The following is a 25,447-nucleotide window of genomic DNA, read 5'->3' as shown; positions in this document are numbered from 1 at the left end:
CCTATTACTTCCGCCGCACTCTCCTTAGTTATACAACAGCTGGGTGCGTATGCAAGCGTGGAACTTGGAATCCTGTCACACGCTCCACGTTCCTCATCACATCATGTCCAATGCAGTGTCGAAACTCGGTACGTGTCCATTCTGTGGGTCGGCTGTTCCAGCCGGAGCATTGCTCATCGAATATGAGGTTGAAGAGGGAACACGCCTCTTTGCGGAGTGCTACGAATGTGAAGAGCCGGTCCAGCCACAGTAGCTGTAACACGCACAAACTACTGTTCATGTCATACTGTCGAGTCACTATCACCTAGCTGCTACGGACACCATCACGCTGCGTATAGAACACGGCATAGATCGAATACATTCCGCCGCAGGCGAACTGCATTGGTGGTTAGAGAAATCTCCGCATGTGGAACGTTTCTCCTATTGAGCAGCTCGTAGCCTCTCGGGGACTACCGTGTGCTCTGTTATGAAGGCAACTAAGAATCCGATAAAACCGCCGACAATGAGAGCCTGAAACGGTGGGATGTACGCAGGGACGCCGAACGCCAGCGCAAGCCCAAGTGTGATCGGAGCAGCTATCATAACGACTCCAAACGCGACCAATGTCAGACGCTCTCTGTGCTGTTCAGAGTATTGGTCACGCAGTAGCCAGACAAACGGGCCAGCAAGAAGTGCTATAATGACTCCAATGCCAGCAATTGAAATCCATGGAATGGCACCCCTCTCCATGAGTTGCAGAACGCTCAAAAGAGCAAATATTCCAACAAAGAGGGTGTCATAGAACGAGTAGCACACTAAAGAGCAGGGTGAACGCTGAGGTGGATGAGTTTAGCGACCCTACAAGATGATCCTTCGATAGAGTCGTTCTTCAATGTCGCGGAAACCGAGACGCTAGCGTTGTTTGAGCATCTCTCCTTCGAGTTTCTCGAAGAGTTCGACGTGTTCGCCCCGGCGCAGACGGGGCGAACACGAGAGCACGAACCACCAGAGTTGATGCGTGGCTTCATCCATTGCTACTACCACGACATCTACGGCATTCGTCTCGTTGAGCGAGAACTTCGGAACACGCTCGTTTGGCTCAGCTGTGGCTTCGATCGACCGCCGTCCAGAGACGCAGTCGATCGCTTTCTCACCGACCTCGAACACGTCGTTGACGAGGTGTTCGACCGACTCGTCGAGCAGGCCGCCCGGCGCGGCCTGCTTGACTTGACTTATTGTATCGATTCAACCGATGTGAGGGCGATGCCCGCCGATCAAGACGCGTCGAAGTGCTACGATCCAACCGACGACGAGTACTACTACGGCTACGGCTGTACAATCGTCTCGACCGGGCAAAAGATCCCGATTAAAGCCGAGTTCACCGAGAGTAAGCAAGCGCCAGAGGAGACGGCGATGCGCGTCACGCGTGACGCGCTCGCCGTCACCAAGCCGATCTGGATGGTCGGTGACAGCGCCTACGACACGCTCGACTGGCACGACCACCTGCTGGCCGCAGGGGTCGTGCCAGTCGCCCCGTACAACGCGCGAAACACCGACGACCCGAAGGACATCGAGTACAGGGTCGAAGACCGCATCGAACAACACAGCGAGGACGTTCAGCTGAAGCAGTCCACGTTGGATGAGACGTACAACCGCCGGACAGGAGTCGAACGAACCAACGAATCAGTAAAAGACTGCGGCCTCGGGCGGACGCACGCCCGAGGCCGCGTCCACGCACGAGCACAGGTGTTTCTTGCCTTGTGCCTTCGCCTCGTCGTCGCAATCACCAACTACGAACGCGGAGACAATCCGGGAAGCACGATCATCACGGTGTGACAAGAAATCTATAACACGCCTATATAATATACAACGCGCGCTTTAGTCAGGATGCCGGCGTTGAATCGTTTATTCCAGTTATATGATTGATACGGGCCGGCATGGTTTTATCCCGCTGTTTCTACTTATTCCGAACGTGCCTGATGCTGTGTTAGCACAGTTGCTCAGTGTCTTTCTCTGGGCTACATTAGTGCTGTACGGCGGTGCCTCGTTATGGTGGCTCATACAGGTATTCATTCTTTCGTACGGCTGGCAGGACACGAACCAGACTGAAGTCGGATTGGACAATATTCAAGTCAGGGTTCTCACTATCGCTGCTGAAGAAACCGTACAGCGAACGGTGAGTTCTATTCCCGACGAGATTACTGACCCACTTGTCATCGCTGAGGAAGATATTGACATTGCCGGGGCTGACGTTCATGTCGTACCGGATGACTTCGAGTGTGCGGCACAGCGGAAAGGGCGCGCAATTGAGTGGGCCCGCCAACAGATTCCGTGTGAGAAGGAATACGTTCTGTATCTTGATGAAGACACCCTGCTCAGTGGCTTTTCAGGGTTGCCAGCAGCTGATATTATTCAACTTAGCGAGCATCCACTCCGGACCCACTCTCGGCTCACATATGTGTGTGAGATATTCCGTATCGGCTTTCAATTCGAGCAACGAGCGTTTCATCAAGTCGCCTATCCCGCGTACGCTTGGGGCGGGGCTGTTGCCGTACGGCATGAGTTAGAAGAGCAGATTACATGGAACGTTCCGTCAATCACCGAGGACACGACGTTCATCTGGCGTGCAGCCGCTCGCACGAATATTGACTACCGACTTGCGACAGTGAAAGCACGGAATCAAGCACCACCGACGCTCAAATCACTGATAAAACAGCGCCGTCGCTGGGTTTCTGGAACGATCCAAGATCGCAATCTTCTGCCGCGAAGGTATCAACCAGTCATTTTCACACGGATCGTAACGTGGGCACTGTCACCGGTTATCCCATTATTCGGTATCATCGCTTTCGTGTTTCCAGAAGCAATCCCATCGTCCAGTGTATATCTCTTGCTTTCCGCACTACTGTTTGGGATCGTTTTCCTATACATGATTTTCGGGCTCGTTGAATATCGAAAATATCCCGAGGTATGGTGGGCATATATTGTTGTCACTCCGCTTGCAGTGCTTGTCCATTCGCTTGGAGCCCTGTGGGGAATTATGCAACCAGTAGACGATTTCGAGGTCACTCAGAAGACCGCAGCAATCGACACGGGGACCATTGAGGAGCGTAACCCGGAGCTCACAGAAGACGAGTCCGAGTATGACACCAAGGCGGAAACCGAACCCGATGAGAACTGACTATTCTGCTACCCATGCTTCGTCCGAGTCAGCTTCAGTACAAACTTCGTCACCACAAGTGTTGATTCCGAAAACACCGTAGATTCCACAGGTCCCTGTTGTCGCACTAATAAGCAGGATTGCTGCCAACAGAGCCAGCGGCAATATTACGGAAACTCCTACCGCCACTTCAAGTGGGTATGCTATAAATACCCAGCCGGCAATAACAGCGGCAGACACCCCGAGGGGTACTCGAAGCAATCTATCTAATCGGCCAACGTTCTGATCTCGGTCTCCCATACCCATCATACGTACTGAGGCCGTTTAATCCCATGTTTTGTGCGGACGGAAGCTGTCTTAACGATTTTGTCGAGCTGGTTGACAAAGATCTCCCGCGCCTGACTCCATAGTATTCTATTAGGTACTTTTCGCCATTAGGACTAATCCGATATTGATGCTGCCTGTATCAGACGATTCGAGGAGCCCGAGAGGGGCATGCCAACCGTTCTATGACACCCTGCAACAAATACAAACACAAGGAATTGCCCCATGAAGTGAGAAAGCGACTTCATTACGGCCCCCCTCGGGTATGTGTGTGAAATCGTGAGCCGGATTTGAATTCGGTTAGCTCCGCGATCCGATTTTCAAGCTCTTTGATTTCTCCACGGAGCTCTTTCGCCTCGTTCCCCTCTGTAGCAGCCAGCTGGTCTTTCAGCCCCTGCAGCCGTGTTTCTTTGTGTTCCTCGTCAACCTCGGCCTTCCGGACATATGCTGACTCTTCGATATCGTACACATCACTATCAGATAAGGGTGTGACCTCAATTGCATCGTCCACTTTGCTCCGGTCGACGCCCAGCACGCGCTCACGCTCAATCCCGGCTTCTTCCAGCGTCTCCAGTACCTCTTCATCGGGTTTGAGCGACCGATTTCTGCGTGTCGTCCGTTGGACGGACCCAAACGGTCCAGAGACGGGTTGATCGTGATGGAGCCGGCTGAGAAGCACATCGCTCACATCCTTCCGGAGGTCGTTTCCGTTCCGTTGGACATCCGAGAGTAGCGTGTAGAGATTCACCAGCACGTCCGTATCCATCTCATCGAGAGTGGTTACCTCGTGTCGCTCCAGTACATCAACCAGCAAGAGTGCATCCGCATATACGTCCAAGTCTGGCTCAGTTCGTTCTTTCTGCTCACTCTCTGTCTCGTCCCCAGCGTCGAGAATCTGGGTAGTGGTCGGTCCGTCCTTTTCGACGATCACGCTGGCATCCTCATCGATCTCAAAGCGTGGATGGAGACTCCACACCGCTGGGTAGGGGTCCGCATTGGGTGGGAGTCGGTCTAACTCAAATCCCGCCTCGGAGTCAGTAATCCGACGATATAGTGTTTCGAATTGATCCTGCTGGAGCGGCTGGGAGTCACCGCTGTGTGTAAACCGGATCACGACACGGTGCTCTTGGACATCCGTGATCCGGAACCGGTCGTGTGACAGCGGCGTCCGGAGAGTGGCTCCCTCTGGCAACTCATCCAATCGCTCGATGAGATTATGCCAGCTAACTCGGAACGACATACCTGCATAGAGAGGGTCAGGTGCTAAATGTTTGCGGGCACTTCAAACTGGAATCATAAGGAAGCCTTCGGTCAGCGCATCTAGTGTGTACCGGCCAGAAACTTACTCCGAGTCGACCTCAGCGATGTCTGCTCGGCGGCGGGCAGCCTGTTCGAGGACAGCAAGCATCTCGGTGCGTTTCTCATCAGGGACGTTACGCCACTGCTCACGGTAGCTATCGACAAACTGGTCGAACTCCTCAGCAAATGTCGCTTCAGGGTCATTAGATGCCTGAATCCGAGCAATCGCGTCCTGCCAGAGATCTCGTGTCACCCCGCGCTCAAACACGTAATCGATCAAGAGGGTTGCGTCGAACGAGAATTCGCGGGTGCGTTCTTTCACCTCCCACTCGTCACTCGTGAGGTGGTAGCGATAGCGGGTCCGAATGTGCCAGCGCGCAGGTGTTGGCCCCCCAGCCATTGAGGCAGCTAACAGTGGAGAGGGGTGCCGTTCAAGACGGAAACTGAAGCTCAGTCGATCACATCGGGTTAGAGTAAGCGTCTGCTTGGAGAGGATGTGCAATCAACCCAAGCAGACAGCGAGATAGAGGAAGAGCACCTGCTTAATTTTGTCGTCAACAGCCTCGAAGGAGAACTTCCGGTAGACCTCGACGAGAACGTAGAGGTCACGACAGAGACATTGTACGAGGTCCTCGCCGGCGCCAGCGCCGGCGGGACCTCAATCAATCACGTCTGCGAAACGACCGATGACTCACCGCACGCCAATACCGTCCGTGGACATCTCACCGATCAGTTCGAGCTTGACTCGGTTGAGGCGGTTGGAGACACGCTGCTTCAACGAGATACGCTCGAGACACTTCCGGATCGACCGGTGGAGGTCTGCGCAGACCTCCACCTCGATCCCTACTACGGTGACGAGGACGAAACCGAGGCTCTGTACTCCTCACAGGCTAAGCGTGGAACAACAACGTTTCACGCCTATACGACGCTCTACGTGCGGGTACGCAACAAGCGGTACACGCTGGCGGTTCGCCAGCTCGTCGCTGGCGAAACCACCAGCGATGTCCTCGGTGAGTTTCTGGAACTTCTTGACGGCCTTGACCTCAGCGTCAAGGCCGTCTACCTTGATCGCGGATTCTACAACAGCACCTGCCTCAAACTGCTGTACGCGCACAACTACGCCTATGCGATGCCAATCGTCAAATGGGGTGAGACGATCCAAAACAAACTCAACAGGGGCTGGAGCCGCGAGATCAAACACGATCTCGCTGGCGAGGTAACGTTTCCTGTGTTCATCGACTGCGTCTACCAGCAGGGACGATACGACGAACACGGGGTGGCGCGTCACGGCTACGCCGCTGACGCGCCGTTCATCAACACGCCACGAGATGCACGAGAACACTACAGCAAGCGCTTCGGCATTGAATCAAGCTACCGATTAGCCAAGCAGAGCCTCGCTTTTACCAGTTCTCAGGACGCTGGTCTGCGGCTAGTAATGTTTGTAGTGAGCCTGCTTCTCCAGAACAGCTGGCGGTATCTGCATTGGAGGTACGTGGCGGCGCCCCGCCGCGGGGGGCGCCGCCTCTGGAGATGGCCGTTCACGGAGTTCTGTGAGATGGTGCTGCGGGCCGCTTGGACAGCGCTTGGTGTGCGCAGGGCTGTTTCAGCGAATCAACCATTAGACGACCGGTTCTTCCGGTAGCTGTCCACCGATCCGGACAGGGATCGTGAGTGGCGACGCTGTCGCGTCGGCGGCAGTCCGCCGCCGACAGCGACGCTCCACTCCGAAGACCATGCTCACCAGCGCTTCGGAGACGCTCCACGACCAGTTCGATCTGGTTCACCGCCATCAGACAAGATTACGCGGCTGTCGATGTGATCGACTGAAGCTCTCTTCATTGAACTCCCACCATGCGCCACGCTCCCGAATTTTCCTGACTGTCAATCCATCCGGCAGCGAGATATCACTCGTCGTCACCAGTCGAAGTGCATCTTCCCGATCCTCAATACGCCCTTGCGAGGGATCGGACTTCTTCATATCTTGGGATAGTCACACACTCACAAAGCTGTTATCCAGACTCTCAGTCTAACCTGATCGGAATGATTAGAGAGTCTCTGACAGAAAACAGAGAGTTCATTCGGAGGATGCTGAATAGAGGGCGCGAATGTGGTGCGAACCGAGGCCGATCTACGTGAGAGAGTGATCGGTCAGTACAAACGACCTACGTATCGGGTGTTGACTCTCGATACTGGTTTTGTGTAACTGTGTATCGGTGATGGGCGATTATCGTTCCGTCAGGCCGAACTGTCGAGTTGCGGATGACGCCGTCGTACTGACCACCGTGCGCAGAAATGTACTTCTCCACCGCCGCCCGCGACCTATCGTTGCCGTCCTGTACAGGAACGGCGACGAGGTCGAGGTCGAGACGCTCGAAGGCCAGTTCGAGCATCGCATCTGCCCGTTCACCGGAGTATCCGTTACCCCAGAACTGCTTGCGAAGCCAAATCGCAGGTTTCCCTGTTCGGGTTTCCCAGTCGATGATGAGGCCGCCCGACCCAGCGATTTCGCCAGCCCCCGGTTCACCCTCCTCTGGTTGAATGACATACTCTGCCCGTGTTCCGTCTTCCCACTTGGATTCGAGTTCAGAGAGGTAGTCCGCCGTTTCCTTCACAGTGTTATGAGGACCCCATGGGAGGTACTCTGTTACTTCCTCGATTCCTGATTCGTGGTGAGAACACAATTCATAGTATTCGAAGGCATCAACTGTCTCGTGGCAGAACCGTCGCAAATGGAGACGTTCCGTTTCGATCTCCTCCGGAAACAACATATCGACGACTACCTGAAAGGAGTATATAAGACCAACGCTGAGTTCGCAAGCACACTCTATCGGCTTATTCAGAATTCAGTTGGGGAAAATAACGCAGTTCTCGTGCTGACTGCATCCTCTACATCTTGCACAAGGTTCTTCTCGGTTACTCGACAAACCGTCAGCTCCGTTGAGCCACCTCACCTCTGAATTGCTCACAGGGCATCAACGACGAGTGCTAAACCGTGCCGTGTATTCAGCGCAGAGTTTGTATCACCCCTGAAAAGTCTCAGCAGAGCCGGGAGGATCAATAGAACCAATGAGGGTCAAATCGCGCACTACTGACCGTTCCACGTAAGTGACTCCACGGTCGGAAAGGTGTCTCTCGCTGTGTGGGGCGGATTATAGTACCGGGATTTGATCTCGTAGTACCCAAACTCAGGTAGGATTCGAGCACATGCCTGTGCCAACCCTTCGTCTGCTGTGTGCGTGATGACTCGGATACGGGCATTCTGCTCAAACAGTCGCACCGCAAGTGCGACTATCGATGCATCCCGCCAGTTATTCGTCACTGGATACTTGCTTCGCTGATTCAGGAAGTCATCCGTAAGATGTTGCGCCTGTGTAACCGGATCGGCCACCGACTCAAATTGCTCATCTCGATTCGCAGTCAGGGGTAGTGCAATCCGGATCCATCCGTCTACAACTCCGGCATCCAGATATGGATTCACCGCCGGCACCGTCCCATAATCCGTCAGTTCACGATAGATCGACGCTGGCACCCACAGTTCCGTGTCGGCTTGTTCTACGGCGATCTGCAACGAGTCAAGAAGCGGATTCGGTGACTTGCCCAGACTACGAAAAATCACCGCATCAACGATATTGGCCGTGTACATTAGCTTATCGCTCAGTCAGCAGATCGTCGTCCTCGTCGACGACATCGTCTGGTGTGTACGTCGTTGGATCGGAATCATCACCCAGATCGTGGATATCATAGAGGGCTTCCAGAAGGTCGTAGGTCGTTCCGTGTGAAAGATCGGTGAGACTCGCAATTTGCCGGACTGTGATGTCACCCACGCTGTGAGATTTAATCATATCATGAGCCAGTGCAAAAGTCACCAGCCCGTGCTCATCGCGGACACGCGCGATAACAGGGTACTCGGTGGCGTGTGCGACGACCGCAACGAGTTCAGGCGTAATCGACACTTCCATCCCCCGAATCGTCAGCTGTAACTCGAACTTCTCTGCTTCGTATCGCTTCGGATTGCTCTCATCCTCGATCTCAGTGATGAGCCCCGCCTGTGCTAATTTTCCCAGATACTCGTAAACCGTCTTTTTCGAAATCGTACTCAGGTCGACGAGTTCAGGTGCAGTAATAGCTGGTGAATGGCGAATCGCAGTATAGAGCGTAGCAAGGTCTGGATTCGTCAGTAGCTCAGTAAACGTCGGCACCCCAGTGATCGGTGCGATACTGTTGTCCACGCCCCGAACGTGCTCCGTTTCGTAGCTCATTGTATAGTGTTACGAAACTCGAAACTATAAGCGTTTGCCCAAACCATCTCTCACCGAGCCGCTCATCATGTCTAGACTCGTGTGTTCTTGTGGCCAAGCACAGTGTGTCTGTCCGACTCTTGTCAAGATCCGCGTGCAAGATACTGAGAAGAGTAGTAGGATAGTCTCAGGGTGTCATACAACGTTTCCCATACCTGTTAGCACCGCCCCGAATCAGTCAATTCAAGGGAGCCACGTATCGATGCCGAACACCGACCTCTCCACAATATGTCAGCAGCGGCGTGCAAGATACAGAGGGTCGGGCTTGTTTAGTCGCGTGAGATCACGGTTGTGAGTGGCTGACGGCTACCCCAAGACAGTTATCTACACCTTTCAAAATGAGTAGTATGAATAGAAGGGCCTTCCTTTCGACTGGGTTGGTGCCTCTTTTGAGCGGGTGTGCGTGGTTCGGCATTGGTGAAGAGCCGGGTGGCGATCTCCATGTTCGGAATCGTGATTTTACGGGACACACCGTCGAAATCGAAATCACTCCGACCTCTTCAGGTGCCACAGTTTTCGAGAATAGTATTTACGTTGAGGAAGGGCAGACGGTAGAAGTAGAGGAAGCATTTGGAGGCGGTTCATTCGACGTAGATGTTGCTCTCGATGATGGAAGACGAGAAGAGTTCGGCCTGAACGTCGGCAGCTGCCCGAACATCCGACTGAGAGTGGTAATTGGAGAAGACAAACTGAGGGTTGAGCAGTCGTACTGTACCTGAGCAGTCTTGAATCTGGTTGTACCGTCGAAACATCACTGAGCGATACGCGCTGTGTATCTCGCATGGCTATCGAAACACCTTCTTAAACTGGTAGATCTCTTAGTGTTCAACATGCACCCTTCAGCGACCAGTTGTTTCAGGTAAGAACCTATCTGAAGAAGAGGATTTCAACAGAGCCTGCTATTCCGAATCGAATTGGGGAATAGACGCTCGTATCATTTGGTCGTGCCTATTCATTTCAGAGTCTGCTCCAACGCGACGATGGTGTAATTCGTCTCTCACAGCTAGCTGTAGCCCTATCTCATACTGGTTTGCGGCTTCTGACTTCTCGATTACCTCGTCATCATCTCCCTCAAATGTTCCCCGGACATACTCATTGAGCAGCCTCCACTGGCTTGTGTTGAGCTCTCGCTGTAACTCATCTGCGCTGGGGATTTCAAACAACTCGGTGTTAGAGTCAATCAAAACAGGATCTGGTGCGCTTCCAAAGTGCTGTTTGCCTTTCTTGATGCCGCCACAAAGTGCTCGACGGAAAGCAAGGGCGTTATCATCAGCTTGGTCACCAACCATCTCCTCAGGGTCAGCAGCACGCTCGTTCAGCCAAATATAGAGAAACTCGATTATGTCCGCTGCTGTCTCTTCTGAATCCTTAACTTCATCAAGTGTGCGACGGCGCTCCTTTTCTGTCCAGTGTTGATTCAGCTCTGCGAAGTCAGAGAGAGCTGCAGCGACTCGGTTTCGGATTGCTGCGCGCCTATTAGCTGCTGACTGTCTATGTTCATAATCAATCTCTCCCCGGAGCCATTCCTTGTCCTTATCGGTGAGAAATCCACGGGTATCTGCGCGCGACATTCGTAAGTGATGATCCGGCTAAGGTCATATATAAATATCCTCGCTAACAGCGGTGAGCACCCCATTTGTAAGTGAAATATATCTTAACAACAATTTAACTAACTCAGCGGTGTGTGTCAAATATAATATCAAAGTAAAAGTACGTAAGTCTGTTTTTGTTGACGCGAAGTATAAAAGAAGTCTAGAATGTAACCGCTGGGGTGATTTGACGTTAGAAGCTCACTAAACGCGAAGTTCCCGGTTCGGCGGTTAACCCAAATCGCGATGTCACGAAACACACCAACATCGCGGACCAAGCAGCATAGCACGTCAGCGTCAGTCGACGAACCCTCTCACACAAGGCTAGAGGCGATCACCCCCGAAAAAGCGATTGAGATGTTTAGCGATGCTAGGATTCAGGAACTCCGCCCGTCATCTCAGTATCAGTACGAATCCGCACTCGGATTCTTCGCAGAGTGGTGCGACAAGCAAGGAATGGACAATCTGAACGACCTTACCGGGCGGAAACTCCACCAGTACCGTATCTGGCGACGTGAGGACGGAGCAAAAAAAGTAGATAGGCTAAGCCAATCCACTGAGAAGACTCAACAGACATGTGTGCGCCAGTTCATCAAATATTGTGAGCAGATCAACGCGGCCCGTCCGAACCTACACGAAACGGTGGTTATCCCGAATGTATCTGAGGAGGATGAGGCGCGCGATGAAGCCCTAGATGGAGATCATGCTCAAGAGATATTGGATTGGCTCAATGACTACCACTACGCGTCGTTGGAGCATGCGGTTTGGACCTTGTTAGTGGATACCGGTGCCCGTACGGGGACGGTTGTCGGACTCGATATTGACGACTATCGTCCAAATGGAGACCCACCCCATCTCCGTGTGCGCCATCGGCCCGATACGGGTACTAACCTCAAGAATGGTAAAGGAGGCGAACGGCTGATCGCACTAAGCCGAAGCGCCTGTACGGTCATCGATGACTACATCGAAGTTAATCGACCAAGCGTCACCGATGACCACGGGAGACAACCCCTACTAGCAACATCACATGGTCGCATTAGCAAAAGCACAGTCAGGAAGTATGTCTACAAGTGGACAAGGCCGTGTGCGACTGGGAATGAATGCCCCCACAGCAGAGACCCTGATGAATGTGAGGCTACGAAAGCTGGTTCAGCCTCAAAATGCCCATCGACCAAATCACCGCATACAATTCGGCGAGGATACATCACCCACCAACTCAAAACTGGGGTTGAGCAGCCCATCGTTGGTAGCCGATGTGATGTAACAGCCGACGTACTGGAGCAACATTACGATGGTCGGGATGAGCAGTCGAAAATGGAGGTCCGGCATCGTGCACTAACAAACGCTCAGCGCGATCACTCTGGATACGGAAGTTAACGAAGTTCTAGCTGACCGCCTCAGACATTATTATTCTCTGTGAGGGTGTCATAGAAGTCGTCTCACACCTACACAGGAATCGCTCAGTACAGAGCACTCACGAATCGGTCAATACAGGTTGCACACGTACCGCGATCAGCAACTACCTCTCAGAAGTCTATTAGAAATACTGTGTGAGATACAGAGGATGAGTGCAGCGCGAAACTTCTTGCACTCTGTTTCGCATGATTAATTGGTCACGAAACGTCGAGGTATTATCTAATCTATTAATCAGAACAGGAACGGATGTCAGCATGACGTTCAATCGTTTCTATTTCGATCGCTGCGCGGGTAGGTTGGCTTGTCAATAGGCTTGGCTGCTGTACTCGTAGAATAACCCTGTTTACGTATGGCTCTTCGAGTTCATTCGGCCACTCCTCGAATGGAAATCGAAAGACCAATCGATCATCATCGATCTCTATTTCCGGGCACCATCCCTTTCGGGTCCCTTGGGGGACGAACTCTCTTGTTGACGCGCACACTCCGAGAAATTCGGTATCTGGGTCAAAATTAACGGCCTGTTCTATTGCAGGCTCAATCCCTTCAATATGTGTATTGAGCGCAGTTTTAGCTTCTTCTGGTGTTGAAAACACGGCTGCTTCGAAGGGTGAGTCCTGCCATCTCTCTGAATCCTGTTCAAAAATAGGTTCCCGAAGAGTCAGTGAAGTGGTACTTCTAGAGGATGAGAGACGACCAAGACATCCTGATGTCGTAATCGAGACAGTCGCTGCGGTGGCGAGAAACGCCCGTCTGGAGGACATATGGGGAATTACTAACTTCTCAAACAAATGTCTTCAGATTTGGCTAATTCTAAGTGGTTTCGTCGATAATAAAATCTACGCTGCAGGCAACTTCTCTTTCGTAGAGTGAGTTCACATAGTGCTGTATTCGCGCTGTGTATCTCGCACGTCTCTCAGAACATCTCTCTGAGCTGGCAGAACTCTCGGCGGTCAATAAGCAGTTCTCATTGACCGGCTGTTTCAGGCGAGAATATATCTGGAAAAGAGGATTTCAACAGAGCCTGTTAAACCGGGGTAAGAGGGGTCTCACGTCGAAGAAAATCATTAAATTCGCTAGAACCAGTCGATCACATCGACAGGCGCGTGATCTGGTCTGATGGCGGCGGATCAGATCGAACTGGTCTTGGAGTGTCTTCGAAGCGCTGGTAAGCGTAATCTTCGGGATGGACCGTCGCTGTCGGCGGCGGACCGCCGCTGACGCGACAGCGTCGCCACTCACGACTGCTGTCCGGACCGGTGGACAGCTACCGGAAGAACCGGTCGTCGAGTGGTTGGTTCGCTGGAACAGTCCTACGCACACCAAGCGCTGTCCAAGCGGCCCGCAACACCATCTCACAGAACTCCGTGAACGACCACTGCCAGAGGCGGCGCCCCCCGCGGCGGGGCGCCGCCACGTACCGCCAGTGTAGATACCGCCAGCTATTCTGGAGCAGTAGGCTCACCACAAACATCACCAGCCGTAGCCCAGCGTCCTGAGAACTGGTGAATGCGAGGCTCTGCTTGGCTAATCGGTAGCTCGACTCGATGCCGAAGCGCTTGCTGTAGTGCTCTCGGGCATCCCGTGGCGTGTCGATAAACGGCGCGTCAGCGGCGTAGCCGTGACGCGCCACCCCGTGTTCGTCGTATCGTCCCTGTTGGTAGACGCAGTCGATGAACACAGGGAACGTTACCTTGCCGGCGAGATCGTGTTCGATCTCGCGGCTCCAGCCTCTACTGAGTTCGTCTTGGATCGTTTCACCCCACTTGACGATCGGCATCACGTAGGCGTAGTTGTGCGTGGACAACAGCCCAAGACAGGTGCTGTTGTAGAATCCGCGATCGAGATAGACGGCCTTGACGCCGAGGTCAAGGCCGTCGAGGAGCTCGAGAAACTCACCAAGGACGTCGCTGGTGGTGTCGCCAGCGACAAGCTGGCGCACCGCCAGCGTGTACCGCTTGTTGCGTACCCGCGCGTACAGCGTCGCGTACGCGTGAAACGTCGTGGTTCCCCGTTTCGCCTGTGAAGAGTACAGCGCTTCTGTTTCGTCTTCATCGCCGTAGTAGGGGTCGAGGTGGAGGTCTGCACAGACCTCCACCGGTCGATCTGGAAGCGTCTCAAGCGCATCTCGTTGAAGTAGCGTGTCGCCAACCGCCTCAACGGAGTCAAGTTCGAACTGCTCGGTGAGATGTCCTCGGACGGTGTTGGCGTGTGGCGAGTCCTCGGTCGTTTCGCAGACGTGATTGATCGAGGTCCCGCCGGCGCTGGCGCCGGCGAGGACCTCGTACAACGTCTCTGTCGTGACCTTGACGTTCTCGTCGAGGTCTATCTCAAGCTCTTCATCGAGGCTGTTGACGACAAAATTAAGAAGATGCTCTTCTTCTATCTCGTTGTCTGCTTCGGTAGGTTCCACACTCTTCCCAAGCAGACACTTTCACTCAAACCCGATGTGATCGACTGAGAACTGCTTTCCTCGGAACCAGCAGTCGACGCGATGAAGTCTTGAAGATCGGCAAGTTGATCTTGGCTCATATCACAGAAGTCTGGATTCAGTTGAGGAAACCAGTCTAATATTTCACTCTTCCTTTCGCGCCCACCCGTTTGGGCCTCTCCCAAGTGAACTAACGCCTTTACTACTGTAAGAGGGAGCTGTGTATCGTTGCGGTAGTGTGTACTCTGCCGGAAAAATCGATCTGCCCCATGAGTAGTTTGGAGTGTCCAATTCGGTCCGTCAATGTAAAATCCGGACTTGTCCGTGTTCGCCGAGTACTTCTTCAAATACGCATAGGTCATGGTAGTATATCGTGTCAGTTCACCTATTTAAAACCTGTCCGAAGCCGGCTGTGCTAATCTTATATTAGGACGCGTCCGATTACAATCTGGACATCCTGAAATGGCGCGGGGATCCCCGCGCCACCCGCGGTCGAGAAGAGAACGCAAACCTGAGGCATGAATTCAGCACTCGGTCGCTATTGATTTCGCCCCGTCATTCGTGAATCAACTGCTCAGTAGCGATATGAAATGAGCACCGAGGCAACTACCTGATGGAGGTAATATCAGTACTGATATGTGAGATATAGTAAATATGTACGTAGAAGAATATTAACTAAAGTAAAATAATAACAATCAGTTTTAATATAATGAGTGTCTAGTCATAGCATGGAACATGGGACTGTTAAGCAGCTCCAAGTGTGCGTATTGTGACGGTAAAAACCCTGATAACAAATGTAACGGATGTGGGTTAAAAGTCCATATGAAGTGTGCTCACCGGAAAGGTCACTTGCAAACCCGTGAAGAAAGCGGTGGGCTTCTTAGTTCAAGTACCACCCATTATAGGTGGAATTGTCCGAACTGCCCACGTACTTCTGAGTGGAAATCGTAGACTAGAGTGGCCAGCTCCCTTCCATCACCGATTTTTGAGCGCTGATGGAATGAAAGCCTGCTAAGTCCCCAGTGCCAACCGACCGATATGCGTCTGCAAGACTCGCGCTGTGTATTTCGCACGGCTATCGAAACACCTTCATAAACTGGTAGATCTCTTAGTGTTCAACATGCAGCTCTCATCGACCGGGTGTTTCAGGCGATGATATATCTGAGAAATAGGATTTCAACAGAGTCTGCGCAGTAGAGGATTGACCGTTAAAATTCGTCGTCGGAACTAACTCCATCGATTTCAATGATCTCACCGTCTCCTACATCCAGTTTCTGACGGAGCGCTTCCAAGTGCTCATCTGCCTCGTCGCGGAGTTCGCGAGCTCGTTCCAGATTGAATAGATTCTGGGGTTGGTCGGGTAAGTTTGATTTAGTGCCCGGCACATGTGGGAGTGTGCCAGAACGTCTTGACGGTCGTCTCGCTGAGTTCAAGCGGCAGCTTGACCGGCTGCCCGAAGCTGAGACGCCACCCCCGACGACACTACAGGTGCTCGGGCGCGGACAATTGGAGCAGGACTGGCAGCGATTACTGTTTCATTTCCTCTCTCCGGAGAGACCGCATGGACTCGACCACGCCTTCTTAGAGCACCTGCTGACTACTCTTGCCGACCACGACGAGGTAGAGTATACGTTTTCTCCGTTTGATCTCACAGATATTCGTGTCGAAACAGAGATACAGACATCGAACGAGCGGCGACCGGATGCAGTAATGTGGGTTCAAGACGAGTGGTTCATCTGCTGGGAACTCAAGGTCACCGCGGCTGAAGGCAGTGGCCAAACCACTGATTACGTTCAGGCAGAGGACTTCAACGGCATTGACCTCACGAAAGACGGTGTCCCAACCGAAAATCACCACTACATTTACCTCGCTCCCAGCGAGGCATCGCCGCCGACGGCTGATGAGTTCGTACCGGTTTCGTGGGAGTGGATGTCGTCCGGGCTCCAGTCGTTTCTTACGGCCGGTCACGGGAAATATCCGGCTGAGACGACTGCACAGCTCAATAGCTTCATACGGACAATCAGGAGCGAATTACAGATGACAGAATATCAAGAAAATCAACAACAAAAGGCGGAATTGTACTTTGATTATTACCACGAGATTCGGGAAGCCGAGTCTGCCTTCGACAGTCAATGGGATGAATACGCGGACACGTGGGGGACACGTCTTGCCGAGTCGCTTGATATTGCCGAAGTTATTGAGCTCCCGACTCAACCTGCGAATCAAGTTGCCGTCGAAATTACGAAACCGAACGGCGAATCTGAGCGCTGGATGTTCCGGCAAGGGGGTTCAGACTGGGCTGGACTCGTTAAGGAAGGCTGGTGGCTTGACAAAGCTGATCTTGCCCCGATTTATGCCAAGCCCGATGACAAAAGTGGTGCTCGAATTTCTCTCTTCCACCGGTTAGAGCAGAACCGCAGTAAGGCAGTGGAAGATCAGACACTCGAACTCCAGCTGTGGCACGGAACTGGCAATAGCGACCAATTCATGTACGATTTCAAGGACCGGATTGGTAAAAAGATCGACAAACATGCCAGTGAGATCCCCCCAACAACAGAAGCCACCGGGCGACGAGGGGGACCAGTTGCACTCTCCTATGATATCCCGGTTGGTGACCACGATGGGTTCTTTAATGCGTATACAGCGGCGTTACACGACGCATTCCTCGATATCGTGATTGAGTATCCGAAACTAATCACGTTGATCGAAGAAGCCTTCGAGGAGTCACTAGAAATATACGAGTGACGGTTGCGTCACTGGTGCGCTGCGTTTTTGTCTTACGCCATTCGTGAACTTCGGTATGAACCCAGATGGCGCCCGTGGAGTGTTGCTCGGACTTGCATGTGGGGATGCCCTTGGACGGCCAGTTGAATTCATGTCCGCTGATGCAATCACCGCAGAGCACGGGCGTCTCGACGAAATGGTTGGTCACGGCACGTGGAATCAACAGGCCGGAACGATCACCGATGACACCGAACAGGCGCTATGTATCGCACGCAGCGTAGTTGAAAAGGGAGGGTTTGACCCGGCCGATATCGCTACCCGATTTGTTGCGTGGTACGACAGCGATCCGTTCGATATCGGGCGCATGACGATGCAGTCACTCAGTCGACTCAAACACGGTGATGAGTGGAACGAGGCGGGCAAGCAGGTTTGGGAAGCTAGTCCTGAAGGGCAAAATGCCGGGAACGGGAGCGTGATGCGATGCCCGCCGCTCGCTGTCCCGTACGTGACGGACAGAGAGCAGCTTGTTGAGGTGAGTCGAGACTCCTCGCGGATCACTCACGCCGATCCGCGGTGTACCGACGGGTGTGCTATCCTTACCCTCACGGTGGCTGGCCTGCTCCAAAATGTAGACAAGCCGCTACAGGATGCGCTTGACCACGTCGCCGGCGTACCCGAAGAGCTCATCGCCGCGCTCGAACCCATCGCTCGTGGAGCGTCACCTGACCTCCAGACATCCGGATACGTCGTCCACTCCCTCCAGACGGCGCTCTACGATGGGTTGCACGCTGATTCTGCCACGGAGGCAATCGTGACAGCCGTGAATCGTGGTGGGGACACCGACACTATCGGGGCGATTGCGGGCGCCGTCGCTGGGGCACGATTCGGCGCCTCCGATCTCCCCAACCGATGGCTCTCGGCTATCGACGAGACGGATGAACTCAACGCGCTTGCGGACCAGCTGGCCGAGCTGGCGTAGCATCTTCTTCCATCAATGTCGTCGCCCAAAGCCCCCAAATTCGGCCTCGGTCCCGATCCGTCATCGCTTTCTATACCGGTTTACTGATGGTTTCATGAGCAACAGACGGCGATTCATAACGGGGCTACTTGCTGCCGGGTCGGCTGCCGTCGCCGGCTGTGGGGACACTGAGAATGGTGGTGCAGAACCGGCTGAAGAATCCGATCCTAACGCCGAGTTAGAAGCCGAGCCAGAACCCGACGAAAGCCAACAGGATCAGGTGGCCGCAACGCTCCAGACAAGCAAGGGCGCTATCGAGGTCGAACTTTACGGTGATCGCGCACCACGGACAGTCGACAATTTCGTCAGGTTGGCGACAGGCTCACGCGAGTGGACCGACCCCGAAACCGGAGACACCGTCACCGGAACTCCGCTGTACGAGGACGTACTGTTTCACCGTGTTATCGACGGCTTCATGATCCAGACCGGCGACCCGACCGGCACTGGTCGTGGGGGACCCGGATACATGTTCGATGATGAGTTCCACGAGGAACTCCGTCATGACGGACCGGGCGTGCTCTCGATGGCCAACTCCGGCCCAGACACCAACGGTTCACAGTTCTTCATAACGCTTGAGGCGACACCACATCTCGACGACCGACATAGCGTCTTCGGCCAAGTCACGGCTGGACTGAACGTCGTTCGTGATATCGGCTCAGTCGAAACTGAGGGGGATGACCGACCAGTTGACCCCGTTGCCCTCGAATCAGTTGGTATTGAGTAACAACACAGTGTTCGGCGTGTCGTGAAATTTTGAGAGCTCGGTAATTGGGATTATCGACTCCATTATGCTGTCTCTCACAGATTGGCTTACACTAGAAACCGCCACTCATCGAGACAAGCCAGTCACGTCGATGAATCCAGACGTTGTTCTGGAAGGGTATCGCTGATAGCAACGTCGTGTCCAGCGACATACGCGTTCAGTTTGGCTGCAATTGGTGACTCACGAAACTCTTCGTCGCTGTATCCCGCGGCTTCAAACACATCCATGAGTGATGAGGCGGACTGGAGTTTGTACTTCTGGTGGTACTCTTCAGCGGGGTAAAATCGCGACAGACGTTCGATTCGTGTTTCGACTCCATCGGCGGTGAGCCCCCGTGTCGTGAGAAACTCATCAATAGCCGCTCGTTGGCTTGCTGTCGCAGCAAGGACGACGTTCTGATACTGCGTCTTTCCGGTCTGATGGTGCGGATTGTGCGACTCAAACACCAATTGGAGAATATCCCGATACGTCACCGTGTTCGGGTCGAACTCAACTTGGAGAATTTCGGTATGATCCCCCAGAGAGTGGTACGTCGGGTCGTGTTTTGTCCCTCCGGCATACCCGACGCGGGTTCGAATGATGCCATCAATTGCCCCGAACTGCGCATCGGGCCCCCAGAAACACCCGATTCCAAATGTTGCTGTCTCAGTCGTTTCACTGTCCACTGCACGCCGGTCGTACTCGCGTATTTGTGTCTTTGTGAGTTCCATTGGCATCACTAGTCGAGAAGCACGTCGAAGTGCGGCACGTGGGTCCCACCGCATTAGCACACGTACTGGCCACACGCATATATGCTAACTGTTGACGTGTCTCTTTCATCGGTCGGCTAACAAACGGCACCCGACGAACCGTTTCCCTCAGTTGCCGAGCTTTTATTATGTGACAAAGGTCACATATCCTGTGCCACTCCCCCAAGCGAAGTCCTCCGAGCGGCTCTATGACGCAGTGGCAGATTACGATCTCGTTATCACGCCTGACGGGCCGCTCGCCAGCACCCTGAATCGTCAGTTAGATCGACCACACCTCGGCTCGTTTGCTATCCCACCTCGCCGACACGCAGTCGGGCGCCGAGAACAAGCCGAGGATCGGCTTGCATTTCTCGAGATGGTCAATCACGACACTATCTCGTGGAAGCGAAGCGCCTATGCCATCGGAAACATCCTCCAATGCTGGGAGCATCAGGGGACTCACGAAGCGATTCTGGAGTACGACACATACGTCGATGATGCGACCAAGCGCGCCGTTGAGCGTATTGGAGAGTTCGACACAGCGTCGATGGAACTGACAACTGGGAGATTAGATCCCGAGTTAGATATCGCGGTGATCGCTCCAGAAATGCTGACGCAACTTGAGCGGTCATATCTCCCAGAATCGTACGATACGGTCAAGCTATTCACAGACGAGCCGTTCGATCTCCCTCCATTCCGGATCCTCGATTCGGCAACGGCGATTGTCGATGCTGTTGAGGATGCGATCACTACAGAAAATGCCGAGAGCGTTGGTATCGTCCTCGATCAGGCCAGTGAATACTCACCGCTCGTTGAATCAGCGCTTGAGGCCGCAGATATTCCGTTCTTCGGTGGGCCCGGATTTATTGACATCGCGGAGCATCGTGCATTCCTTCGGTTGCTCCGAGCGGGTCACTACGGAACAGACACCCGAATTGGTGAGATTCGACCGCTGCTTGCGATGCTTGGGATCGACGTTGAACTAGAACACGATGAAAAGCGACTCTATGAGAGTGACATCCCTGCCCTGTCGTGGTTGATCGCCTTCTGTGACGAGATTGAGCAGTACACCTTCGGAGAGGCGCTCACGCTGTTCGAGAACCGCGCGGGGTGTGATCTTGAGACGTTCCGCGAGGAACTCACAACGCTCGGTATTGTCGACGAGCCAATCACCGAGCGTGGCGTCGACGAGCTGGAGTTTTATCTCCAATCGTATGAAGTCCCAGTAGACCGCGAAAACGAGGGTGTCCTCCTTGCAGACGCGAAGTCGGCCTCATATGTTGGCCGGGATGTCGTGTTCTTCCTCGGGTTGGATGAGGGGTGGACGCACTCGCCACCGCGTCGACCGTGGGTCGATCAGGACACACAGTATACGCGTAATATTCAGAGCTTCCAGTTACTCCTCCAGAGCGGAGACGAGCAACACTACCTCGTCCAAGATTCGACAGGCGGCTCACCAGTCACGCCGTGTCTCTACTTTGAGGAACTGCTCGATGAGGAGTTCGAGCGATTCAGCGACCTCCCCTCGACGACGCACAGTCAGCAACACGAGACGGCGTCGACGACTGCCTTCGAAAAACCGCCGACGGAGGTAACCAACGAGTCAGTCGAGACAATCAGCCAATCAACGTTGAGCACCTACGTCAACTCGCCCCGTGACCACTACTTCAGTCGGCTAGTCGACGGTCCAGACAAGGACTACTTTATTGAGGGGAACCTGTATCACGACTTCGCGGAATTCTACGTGAACCATCCCACGTTCGTTGACACCGACGTGGTCGACGAGGTGGTCGATCTCATGTGTACGGAGGCGCGGTCGCTCGTTCGCTCGGTCGACGAGGCGGTGCTTCGATCCGAATACCGAGTCGGACTCGAAACGATCATCGAGTATCTCGACGAACATCCCCCGACCGACGGAGTATTTCTCACGCCGGCAAGCGGGTTCGGGAAGAACGCTATCGCCGAGCATTTTGATCGCGATGTCGGCTCACCGGTCACGGAGCGTTGGTTCGAGGATTCCGACCTCGGCGTGAAAGGGCTCATTGATTTGGTTCACTCCCGGACCCACCTCCTCGATTTCAAGAGCGGCTCAAAAAAGAGCGCCCGAGATATTGTAAAGAATTCGGCACTCGACGAGCCAGCCGACACGCCCAACTTTCAGGCGCTACTATACCTCACCTACTGGCGGTCGAGAGAGCCGAACGAACGGCTTGAGTTCACCTTCTTCCATTTCCTCGAGACCGTCGATGAGGCCATTACGGGTGACCCCGATCTCGAAGATACGCTCACGACTGTCACGTACTACCCGACGACAGCAGCGGAGTACGTCTCGAGAGAGGCGTTCTTTGACACCCTATTGAAAGAGGGGCCGAACGACTGTCAAAAGACGCTCGGGAAGATCGACTACGACATGTACGCGGCACTGTTCGATGAGGAACTGCTCCCACGAACGACTGATAGCGATGAGCTGATCGAGTCGGAATTTGGTCAAACCATGATGGACCGATTACAGACACACGTTGGCGAGTACAAATACGTCACAAAGGGGACAAAACAGGTTCTACGTCAAATTGCTACCGTACAGGCTCAAAACTACTTCAAGAGTGATCTCGACGCGTTCGAGGCGTTCATCGATGACCGGATAGATGAGCTTAATCGACAGCGTACGGGCGACGAGCGATTCCCGGTTGAGGGACTGGGCGGCGAACCTAACTACCGCTATGTCGATAACCGCGACCTGCTACTGGAGGGAGACCGATGAGCGAGTTCCCGCCGAACGACAAACAGCAAACGCTGATCAACAGCACGGAGGGGCTCTATCTCGTCGATGCCGGTGCTGGCACCGGGAAGACGTTCACCGTCACTCGGCGCTACGCCAATATCATCGATCAGGATGGCGTCGATCCGGAGGATATCCTGCTGGTCACGTTCACCAATAATGCAGCTGCAGAAATGCGTGATCGAATCGTCACACAAAGCAACTACGGGATGCGTGAGTTGACTGATGCCCCCATCCAAACGTTTCACTCGCTGGCGAACGACTTGCTCGAAGAGCACGGGCACGCAGCGCCGACGCATCTCGGGATCGACGACCGAATCACCGGGTCGACACGGCTCATTGAGGACGCACTTATCGAAAAGGCGTTGTTCCGGGAGTTCATCAACCAATTTATTGATACGAACCCCCAGTACGATGATTTCTTTGCGGCGATGTCCGACGCCAGCCAGCTCCTCGACCTGATCAAGGAACTCGCCTCGAAGGGCATCTTCCCTGATGCTGAGGGGTGGCATCGAGATGGTGAATCCCATCTCGACGGAGAGTTCGAAGCGTTCGAGTCGCTGTTCGAGCAGGTTAATGAGCCACGAAACGACGGAAGCAAACAGTCCGCTCTCCGGTCGAAACTCTATCGATATGGACAAAACAAGGTCTACACACCAGAGGCACCGGCGAAGGAGGAGATCCGCGGCGATGGAAAACAGGTGCCAACTGGAGTTGCCGCTCGGGTGTTCGAAGAAGATCGCTCCGAGCTCAAGGCGTTCATCCACGACGTCTATCACGCCTACCTCTCGTTCGCGCTGCGTCGCAACTACCTCAATTTCAGCTTTCTCCAGCTCTTTGCGTTCGTCCTTCTGTGTGAGGACCACGACGTGCGTGAGGCAGTAAACTTCGAGTACGTGATGATCGACGAGTTTCAGGACTCCAGCGAGATCCAATTCAAACTCTCACTACTCCTCGCAGGAACGAGCAATATCTGTGTCGTGGGCGACTGGAAACAGAGTATTTACAGCTTCCAGTACGCCGACGTCGACAATATCCGCGAGTTCGAGGGCCGGCTCGAACGGTTTGCTGCTGAACTCAACAGTGATCACGAACGAATCGAGTTCCCGCTGAGCCCCGTCACACGACGCAAGCTTGATACGAACTATCGGTCGACACAGTCCGTACTTGACTTCTCAGAACACGCGCTTACCACGCCGGCGACGGGACGTGACTCCGTGGACGTTGCCGCCATACGCGAAAAGGTAACGTCGCTTACCGCCGATGCGAGCTACGACAACAGCGTTATCGAGGCGATACAGAGCGAGGACGAACAGGAGGCGATCCTCGCAAAGATCGATGAGATCGTCGGGAATGACCGCTATGCGGTTGAGGGAGACGATGGTGAGCTTCGTGCCCCGAAATACGCCGACATCACTGTCCTCACGCGAACGCGAGATTTCGGACGTGAATTGCTCGAAATTGCCAATCAATACGACCTCCCGATGGCGTACGAAGGTGGAATCGAAGTGTTCCGCACGAATGCTGCTAAGTTACTGTTAGCGTGGCTCCGCATTCTCGAGCGTGATGCCGACCGAGGCTGGGCACTTGTTCTCGAGGAGGCTGGCTGTACCATCGATGAGACACAAGCGGTGCTCAAACACGAGACATACCCCGAGGCCATGGTCGAATTCCGCGAGGAGCTTTCGGAGTTGGAGACGTTGGGCGGCGTCGCCCGCCGCGTGTTCGAGTGCTACGGCTGTGAGGGGCCCACAGCAGACGTTGTGTTACATACCATCCAATCCGTCCAAGAGACAACTACCCTCACGCGTGGCGATGTTATCCAGTTCATTGAGGACGCTATCGAGGCAGGTAGCACTCACGATGTCAATGCTGGCGCCGGGACGGACTCCGTCACCGTCCAGACGATCCACGCGACGAAGGGGCTGGAGTACCCCATCGTCATCCTCGCGAATATGAACGCTCACAAATTCCCCTCCTCTGGCGGACGTGGCGGCAACATCATGTACACGGATCCGGTTGGCCTTCGCCAGCGCAAACACTACTCGGAAGCACATGGTGTACCGTACATCTACGACAACTGGAAGGTGGATGTGCTTCGGCGGTGTCTTCCACGTGAGTATGATGAGGAGCGGCGCCTGTTGTACGTCGCCATCACACGCGCCGAGAATCATGTCATATTCACGGCTGGCGACTCACCAAACACGTTCATTGAGGAACTTCCCGTCGAGATCACGGACGTTGAGCCCGACCTCTCGTCCTTCGACCTCGACCTACCAGAGTCAACGCCGTTCGAGGTGGAGATCACGACACAGGCCGGAACACCGAGATTCTCTCCGCACACGTTCATCGACGAGGGCGTCTTCGAGGATGGCAGCGGCGGTCGCGGGATGGAGTTCGGGTCGAAGGTCCACGAGTTCGCCGAAGCGTCTGCACTCGGAGAGTCGGTGACGCCGGACGGGCGAGACGAAACCAACGTACAGTCGCTGCTTGACTCACTAGACGGCGACCTACATGCTGAAAAGCAGGCGTTTCTCCCACTCGATGTCGACGGTGAGCGAGTCACCATCTCTGGCGTTATCGACCTTCTCCACGTGACGCCCGAACGTGCCGAAATCGTTGATTACAAAACCGATCTTGACCGGCGTGCCGAATCTGAATACCAGAAGCAGCTCAGTGTGTACTATCATGTGGTCGCCGAACTGTATCCGGACCGGGAGGTGACTATGGCGATCTTCTATACGTCTGACGGGGAACGGAAACCAATTGAGCCACTGAGCAAGACGGAACTACGAGAATTGGTACGAGGTGTTCGAAATGGGTAAATGAAATCCCTCCGGGTTGAACCGTAACTGGTGATAAGAATTGAATACAAATTAGGGAACGAAACTGAAGCGTCTGGTCTTTTACAGCGTCAATCAGGTTCAAGGGGGATTAGGAACTTC

The 25,447-nt window shown here is 53.9% G+C and carries 21 protein-coding genes; 10 read left to right on the top strand and 11 right to left on the bottom strand.

What is annotated here, in order from left to right; translation table 11 throughout:
• The first annotated feature begins 49 nt into the window (after positions 1 to 49).
• Positions 50 to 253, top strand: coding sequence for a DUF7837 family putative zinc-binding protein (locus ACZ5TV_RS13075; RefSeq protein ID WP_459825075.1), 204 nt, complete (start codon positions 50 to 52; stop codon positions 251 to 253).
• 167 nt (positions 254 to 420) lie between these two features.
• Here the strand turns inward: ACZ5TV_RS13075 and ACZ5TV_RS13070 are convergent, their stop codons facing one another.
• A complete protein-coding gene (locus ACZ5TV_RS13070) occupies positions 421 to 795 on the bottom strand; it encodes a hypothetical protein (RefSeq protein ID WP_379779371.1) in 375 nt (124 codons plus the stop codon).
• 27 nt (positions 796 to 822) lie between these two features.
• Here ACZ5TV_RS13070 and ACZ5TV_RS13065 point away from each other — a divergent pair, with 27 nt between their 5' ends.
• Both ACZ5TV_RS13065 and ACZ5TV_RS13060 read left to right on the top strand, forming a co-directional pair.
• The gene (locus ACZ5TV_RS13065) at positions 823 to 1,815 is read left to right on the top strand and encodes a transposase (RefSeq protein ID WP_209487235.1); all 993 of its coding nucleotides are present in this window, start codon (positions 823 to 825) and stop codon (positions 1,813 to 1,815) included.
• A gap of 82 nt (positions 1,816 to 1,897) precedes the next feature.
• Positions 1,898 to 3,157 carry a glycosyltransferase family 2 protein gene (locus ACZ5TV_RS13060; RefSeq protein ID WP_379779369.1) on the top strand — a complete coding sequence of 420 codons (1,260 nt, stop codon included), beginning with the start codon at positions 1,898 to 1,900 and terminating at the stop codon, positions 3,155 to 3,157.
• Here the strand turns inward: ACZ5TV_RS13060 and ACZ5TV_RS13055 are convergent, their stop codons facing one another.
• The 3 genes from ACZ5TV_RS13055 to ACZ5TV_RS13045 all read right to left on the bottom strand — a co-directional run bounded on the left by ACZ5TV_RS13055 (position 3,158) and on the right by ACZ5TV_RS13045 (position 5,081).
• Positions 3,158 to 3,436 carry a YgaP family membrane protein gene (locus ACZ5TV_RS13055; protein WP_209487239.1) on the bottom strand — a complete coding sequence of 93 codons (279 nt, stop codon included), beginning with the start codon at positions 3,434 to 3,436 and terminating at the stop codon, positions 3,158 to 3,160.
• Positions 3,437 to 3,707: 271 nt separating this feature from the next.
• Entirely contained in the window at positions 3,708 to 4,700 is a 993-nt protein-coding gene (locus ACZ5TV_RS13050; protein WP_379779366.1) for a DUF7983 family protein, read from the bottom strand.
• A 102-nt stretch (positions 4,701 to 4,802) separates the two neighbouring features.
• Positions 4,803 to 5,081, bottom strand: a complete 279-nt coding sequence (locus ACZ5TV_RS13045; RefSeq protein ID WP_379779364.1) for a hypothetical protein — start codon at positions 5,079 to 5,081, stop codon at positions 4,803 to 4,805.
• A gap of 174 nt (positions 5,082 to 5,255) precedes the next feature.
• Between ACZ5TV_RS13045 and ACZ5TV_RS13040 the strand changes: the two genes are divergently transcribed.
• A complete protein-coding gene (locus ACZ5TV_RS13040) occupies positions 5,256 to 6,401 on the top strand; it encodes an ISH3 family transposase (protein WP_379783759.1) in 1,146 nt (381 codons plus the stop codon).
• Between the two features lie 520 nt (positions 6,402 to 6,921).
• On the opposite strand, the gene ACZ5TV_RS13035 is transcribed toward ACZ5TV_RS13040, so the two are convergent.
• From ACZ5TV_RS13035 to ACZ5TV_RS13025, 3 genes are all read right to left on the bottom strand, one after another.
• Positions 6,922 to 7,527: a GNAT family N-acetyltransferase gene (locus tag ACZ5TV_RS13035; RefSeq protein WP_464383903.1), complete on the bottom strand. Its 606-nt coding sequence runs from the start codon at positions 7,525 to 7,527 to the stop codon at positions 6,922 to 6,924.
• A gap of 317 nt (positions 7,528 to 7,844) precedes the next feature.
• The gene (locus tag ACZ5TV_RS13030; RefSeq protein ID WP_379783561.1) at positions 7,845 to 8,402 is read right to left on the bottom strand and encodes a hypothetical protein; all 558 of its coding nucleotides are present in this window, start codon (positions 8,400 to 8,402) and stop codon (positions 7,845 to 7,847) included.
• 4 nt (positions 8,403 to 8,406) lie between these two features.
• Complete coding sequence (locus ACZ5TV_RS13025; RefSeq protein ID WP_379783563.1) at positions 8,407 to 9,018, bottom strand: helix-turn-helix domain-containing protein; 612 nt, start codon at positions 9,016 to 9,018, stop codon at positions 8,407 to 8,409.
• A 386-nt stretch (positions 9,019 to 9,404) separates the two neighbouring features.
• Between ACZ5TV_RS13025 and ACZ5TV_RS13020 the strand changes: the two genes are divergently transcribed.
• Complete coding sequence (locus ACZ5TV_RS13020) at positions 9,405 to 9,776, top strand: hypothetical protein (protein ID WP_464383902.1); 372 nt, start codon at positions 9,405 to 9,407, stop codon at positions 9,774 to 9,776.
• A gap of 180 nt (positions 9,777 to 9,956) precedes the next feature.
• Here the strand turns inward: ACZ5TV_RS13020 and ACZ5TV_RS13015 are convergent, their stop codons facing one another.
• The 3 genes from ACZ5TV_RS13015 to ACZ5TV_RS13005 form a co-directional block, all read right to left on the bottom strand.
• Positions 9,957 to 10,628 carry a hypothetical protein gene (locus ACZ5TV_RS13015; protein WP_379782833.1) on the bottom strand — a complete coding sequence of 224 codons (672 nt, stop codon included), beginning with the start codon at positions 10,626 to 10,628 and terminating at the stop codon, positions 9,957 to 9,959.
• 1,661 nt (positions 10,629 to 12,289) lie between these two features.
• Positions 12,290 to 12,823 carry a hypothetical protein gene (locus tag ACZ5TV_RS13010; protein WP_379782835.1) on the bottom strand — a complete coding sequence of 178 codons (534 nt, stop codon included), beginning with the start codon at positions 12,821 to 12,823 and terminating at the stop codon, positions 12,290 to 12,292.
• A gap of 503 nt (positions 12,824 to 13,326) precedes the next feature.
• Positions 13,327 to 14,472: an ISH3 family transposase gene (locus tag ACZ5TV_RS13005; protein ID WP_464383898.1), complete on the bottom strand. Its 1,146-nt coding sequence runs from the start codon at positions 14,470 to 14,472 to the stop codon at positions 13,327 to 13,329.
• Between the two features lie 1,413 nt (positions 14,473 to 15,885).
• On the opposite strand from ACZ5TV_RS13005, the gene ACZ5TV_RS13000 reads away from it, so the two are divergent.
• From ACZ5TV_RS13000 to ACZ5TV_RS12990, 3 genes are all read left to right on the top strand, one after another.
• Positions 15,886 to 17,235 carry a PD-(D/E)XK nuclease family protein gene (locus tag ACZ5TV_RS13000; protein ID WP_379780106.1) on the top strand — a complete coding sequence of 450 codons (1,350 nt, stop codon included), beginning with the start codon at positions 15,886 to 15,888 and terminating at the stop codon, positions 17,233 to 17,235.
• A gap of 55 nt (positions 17,236 to 17,290) precedes the next feature.
• Complete coding sequence (locus ACZ5TV_RS12995; protein WP_379780104.1) at positions 17,291 to 18,193, top strand: ADP-ribosylglycohydrolase family protein; 903 nt, start codon at positions 17,291 to 17,293, stop codon at positions 18,191 to 18,193.
• A 94-nt stretch (positions 18,194 to 18,287) separates the two neighbouring features.
• Positions 18,288 to 18,956 (top strand): peptidylprolyl isomerase, encoded by a 669-nt coding sequence (locus tag ACZ5TV_RS12990; protein ID WP_379780102.1) that lies wholly within the window; start codon positions 18,288 to 18,290, stop codon positions 18,954 to 18,956.
• A gap of 122 nt (positions 18,957 to 19,078) precedes the next feature.
• On the opposite strand, the gene ACZ5TV_RS12985 is transcribed toward ACZ5TV_RS12990, so the two are convergent.
• On the bottom strand, positions 19,079 to 19,705 hold the full coding sequence (locus tag ACZ5TV_RS12985) for a peptide-methionine (S)-S-oxide reductase MsrA (protein ID WP_379780100.1): 627 nt from the start codon (positions 19,703 to 19,705) through the stop codon (positions 19,079 to 19,081).
• Between the two features lie 190 nt (positions 19,706 to 19,895).
• On the opposite strand from ACZ5TV_RS12985, the gene ACZ5TV_RS12980 reads away from it, so the two are divergent.
• Positions 19,896 to 22,484: a PD-(D/E)XK nuclease family protein gene (locus ACZ5TV_RS12980; protein ID WP_379780108.1), complete on the top strand. Its 2,589-nt coding sequence runs from the start codon at positions 19,896 to 19,898 to the stop codon at positions 22,482 to 22,484.
• Positions 22,481 to 25,327, top strand: coding sequence for a UvrD-helicase domain-containing protein (locus tag ACZ5TV_RS12975; RefSeq protein ID WP_379780098.1), 2,847 nt, complete (start codon positions 22,481 to 22,483; stop codon positions 25,325 to 25,327). Before ACZ5TV_RS12980 ends, ACZ5TV_RS12975 begins: the two co-directional genes overlap by 4 nt.
• Positions 25,328 to 25,447: the final 120 nt, after the last annotated feature.

Source organism: Halorubrum tibetense, from assembly GCF_055396225.1.
Note: the sequence above shows the minus strand (reverse complement) of the source record. Positions and strands in the feature narration are given on the sequence as shown.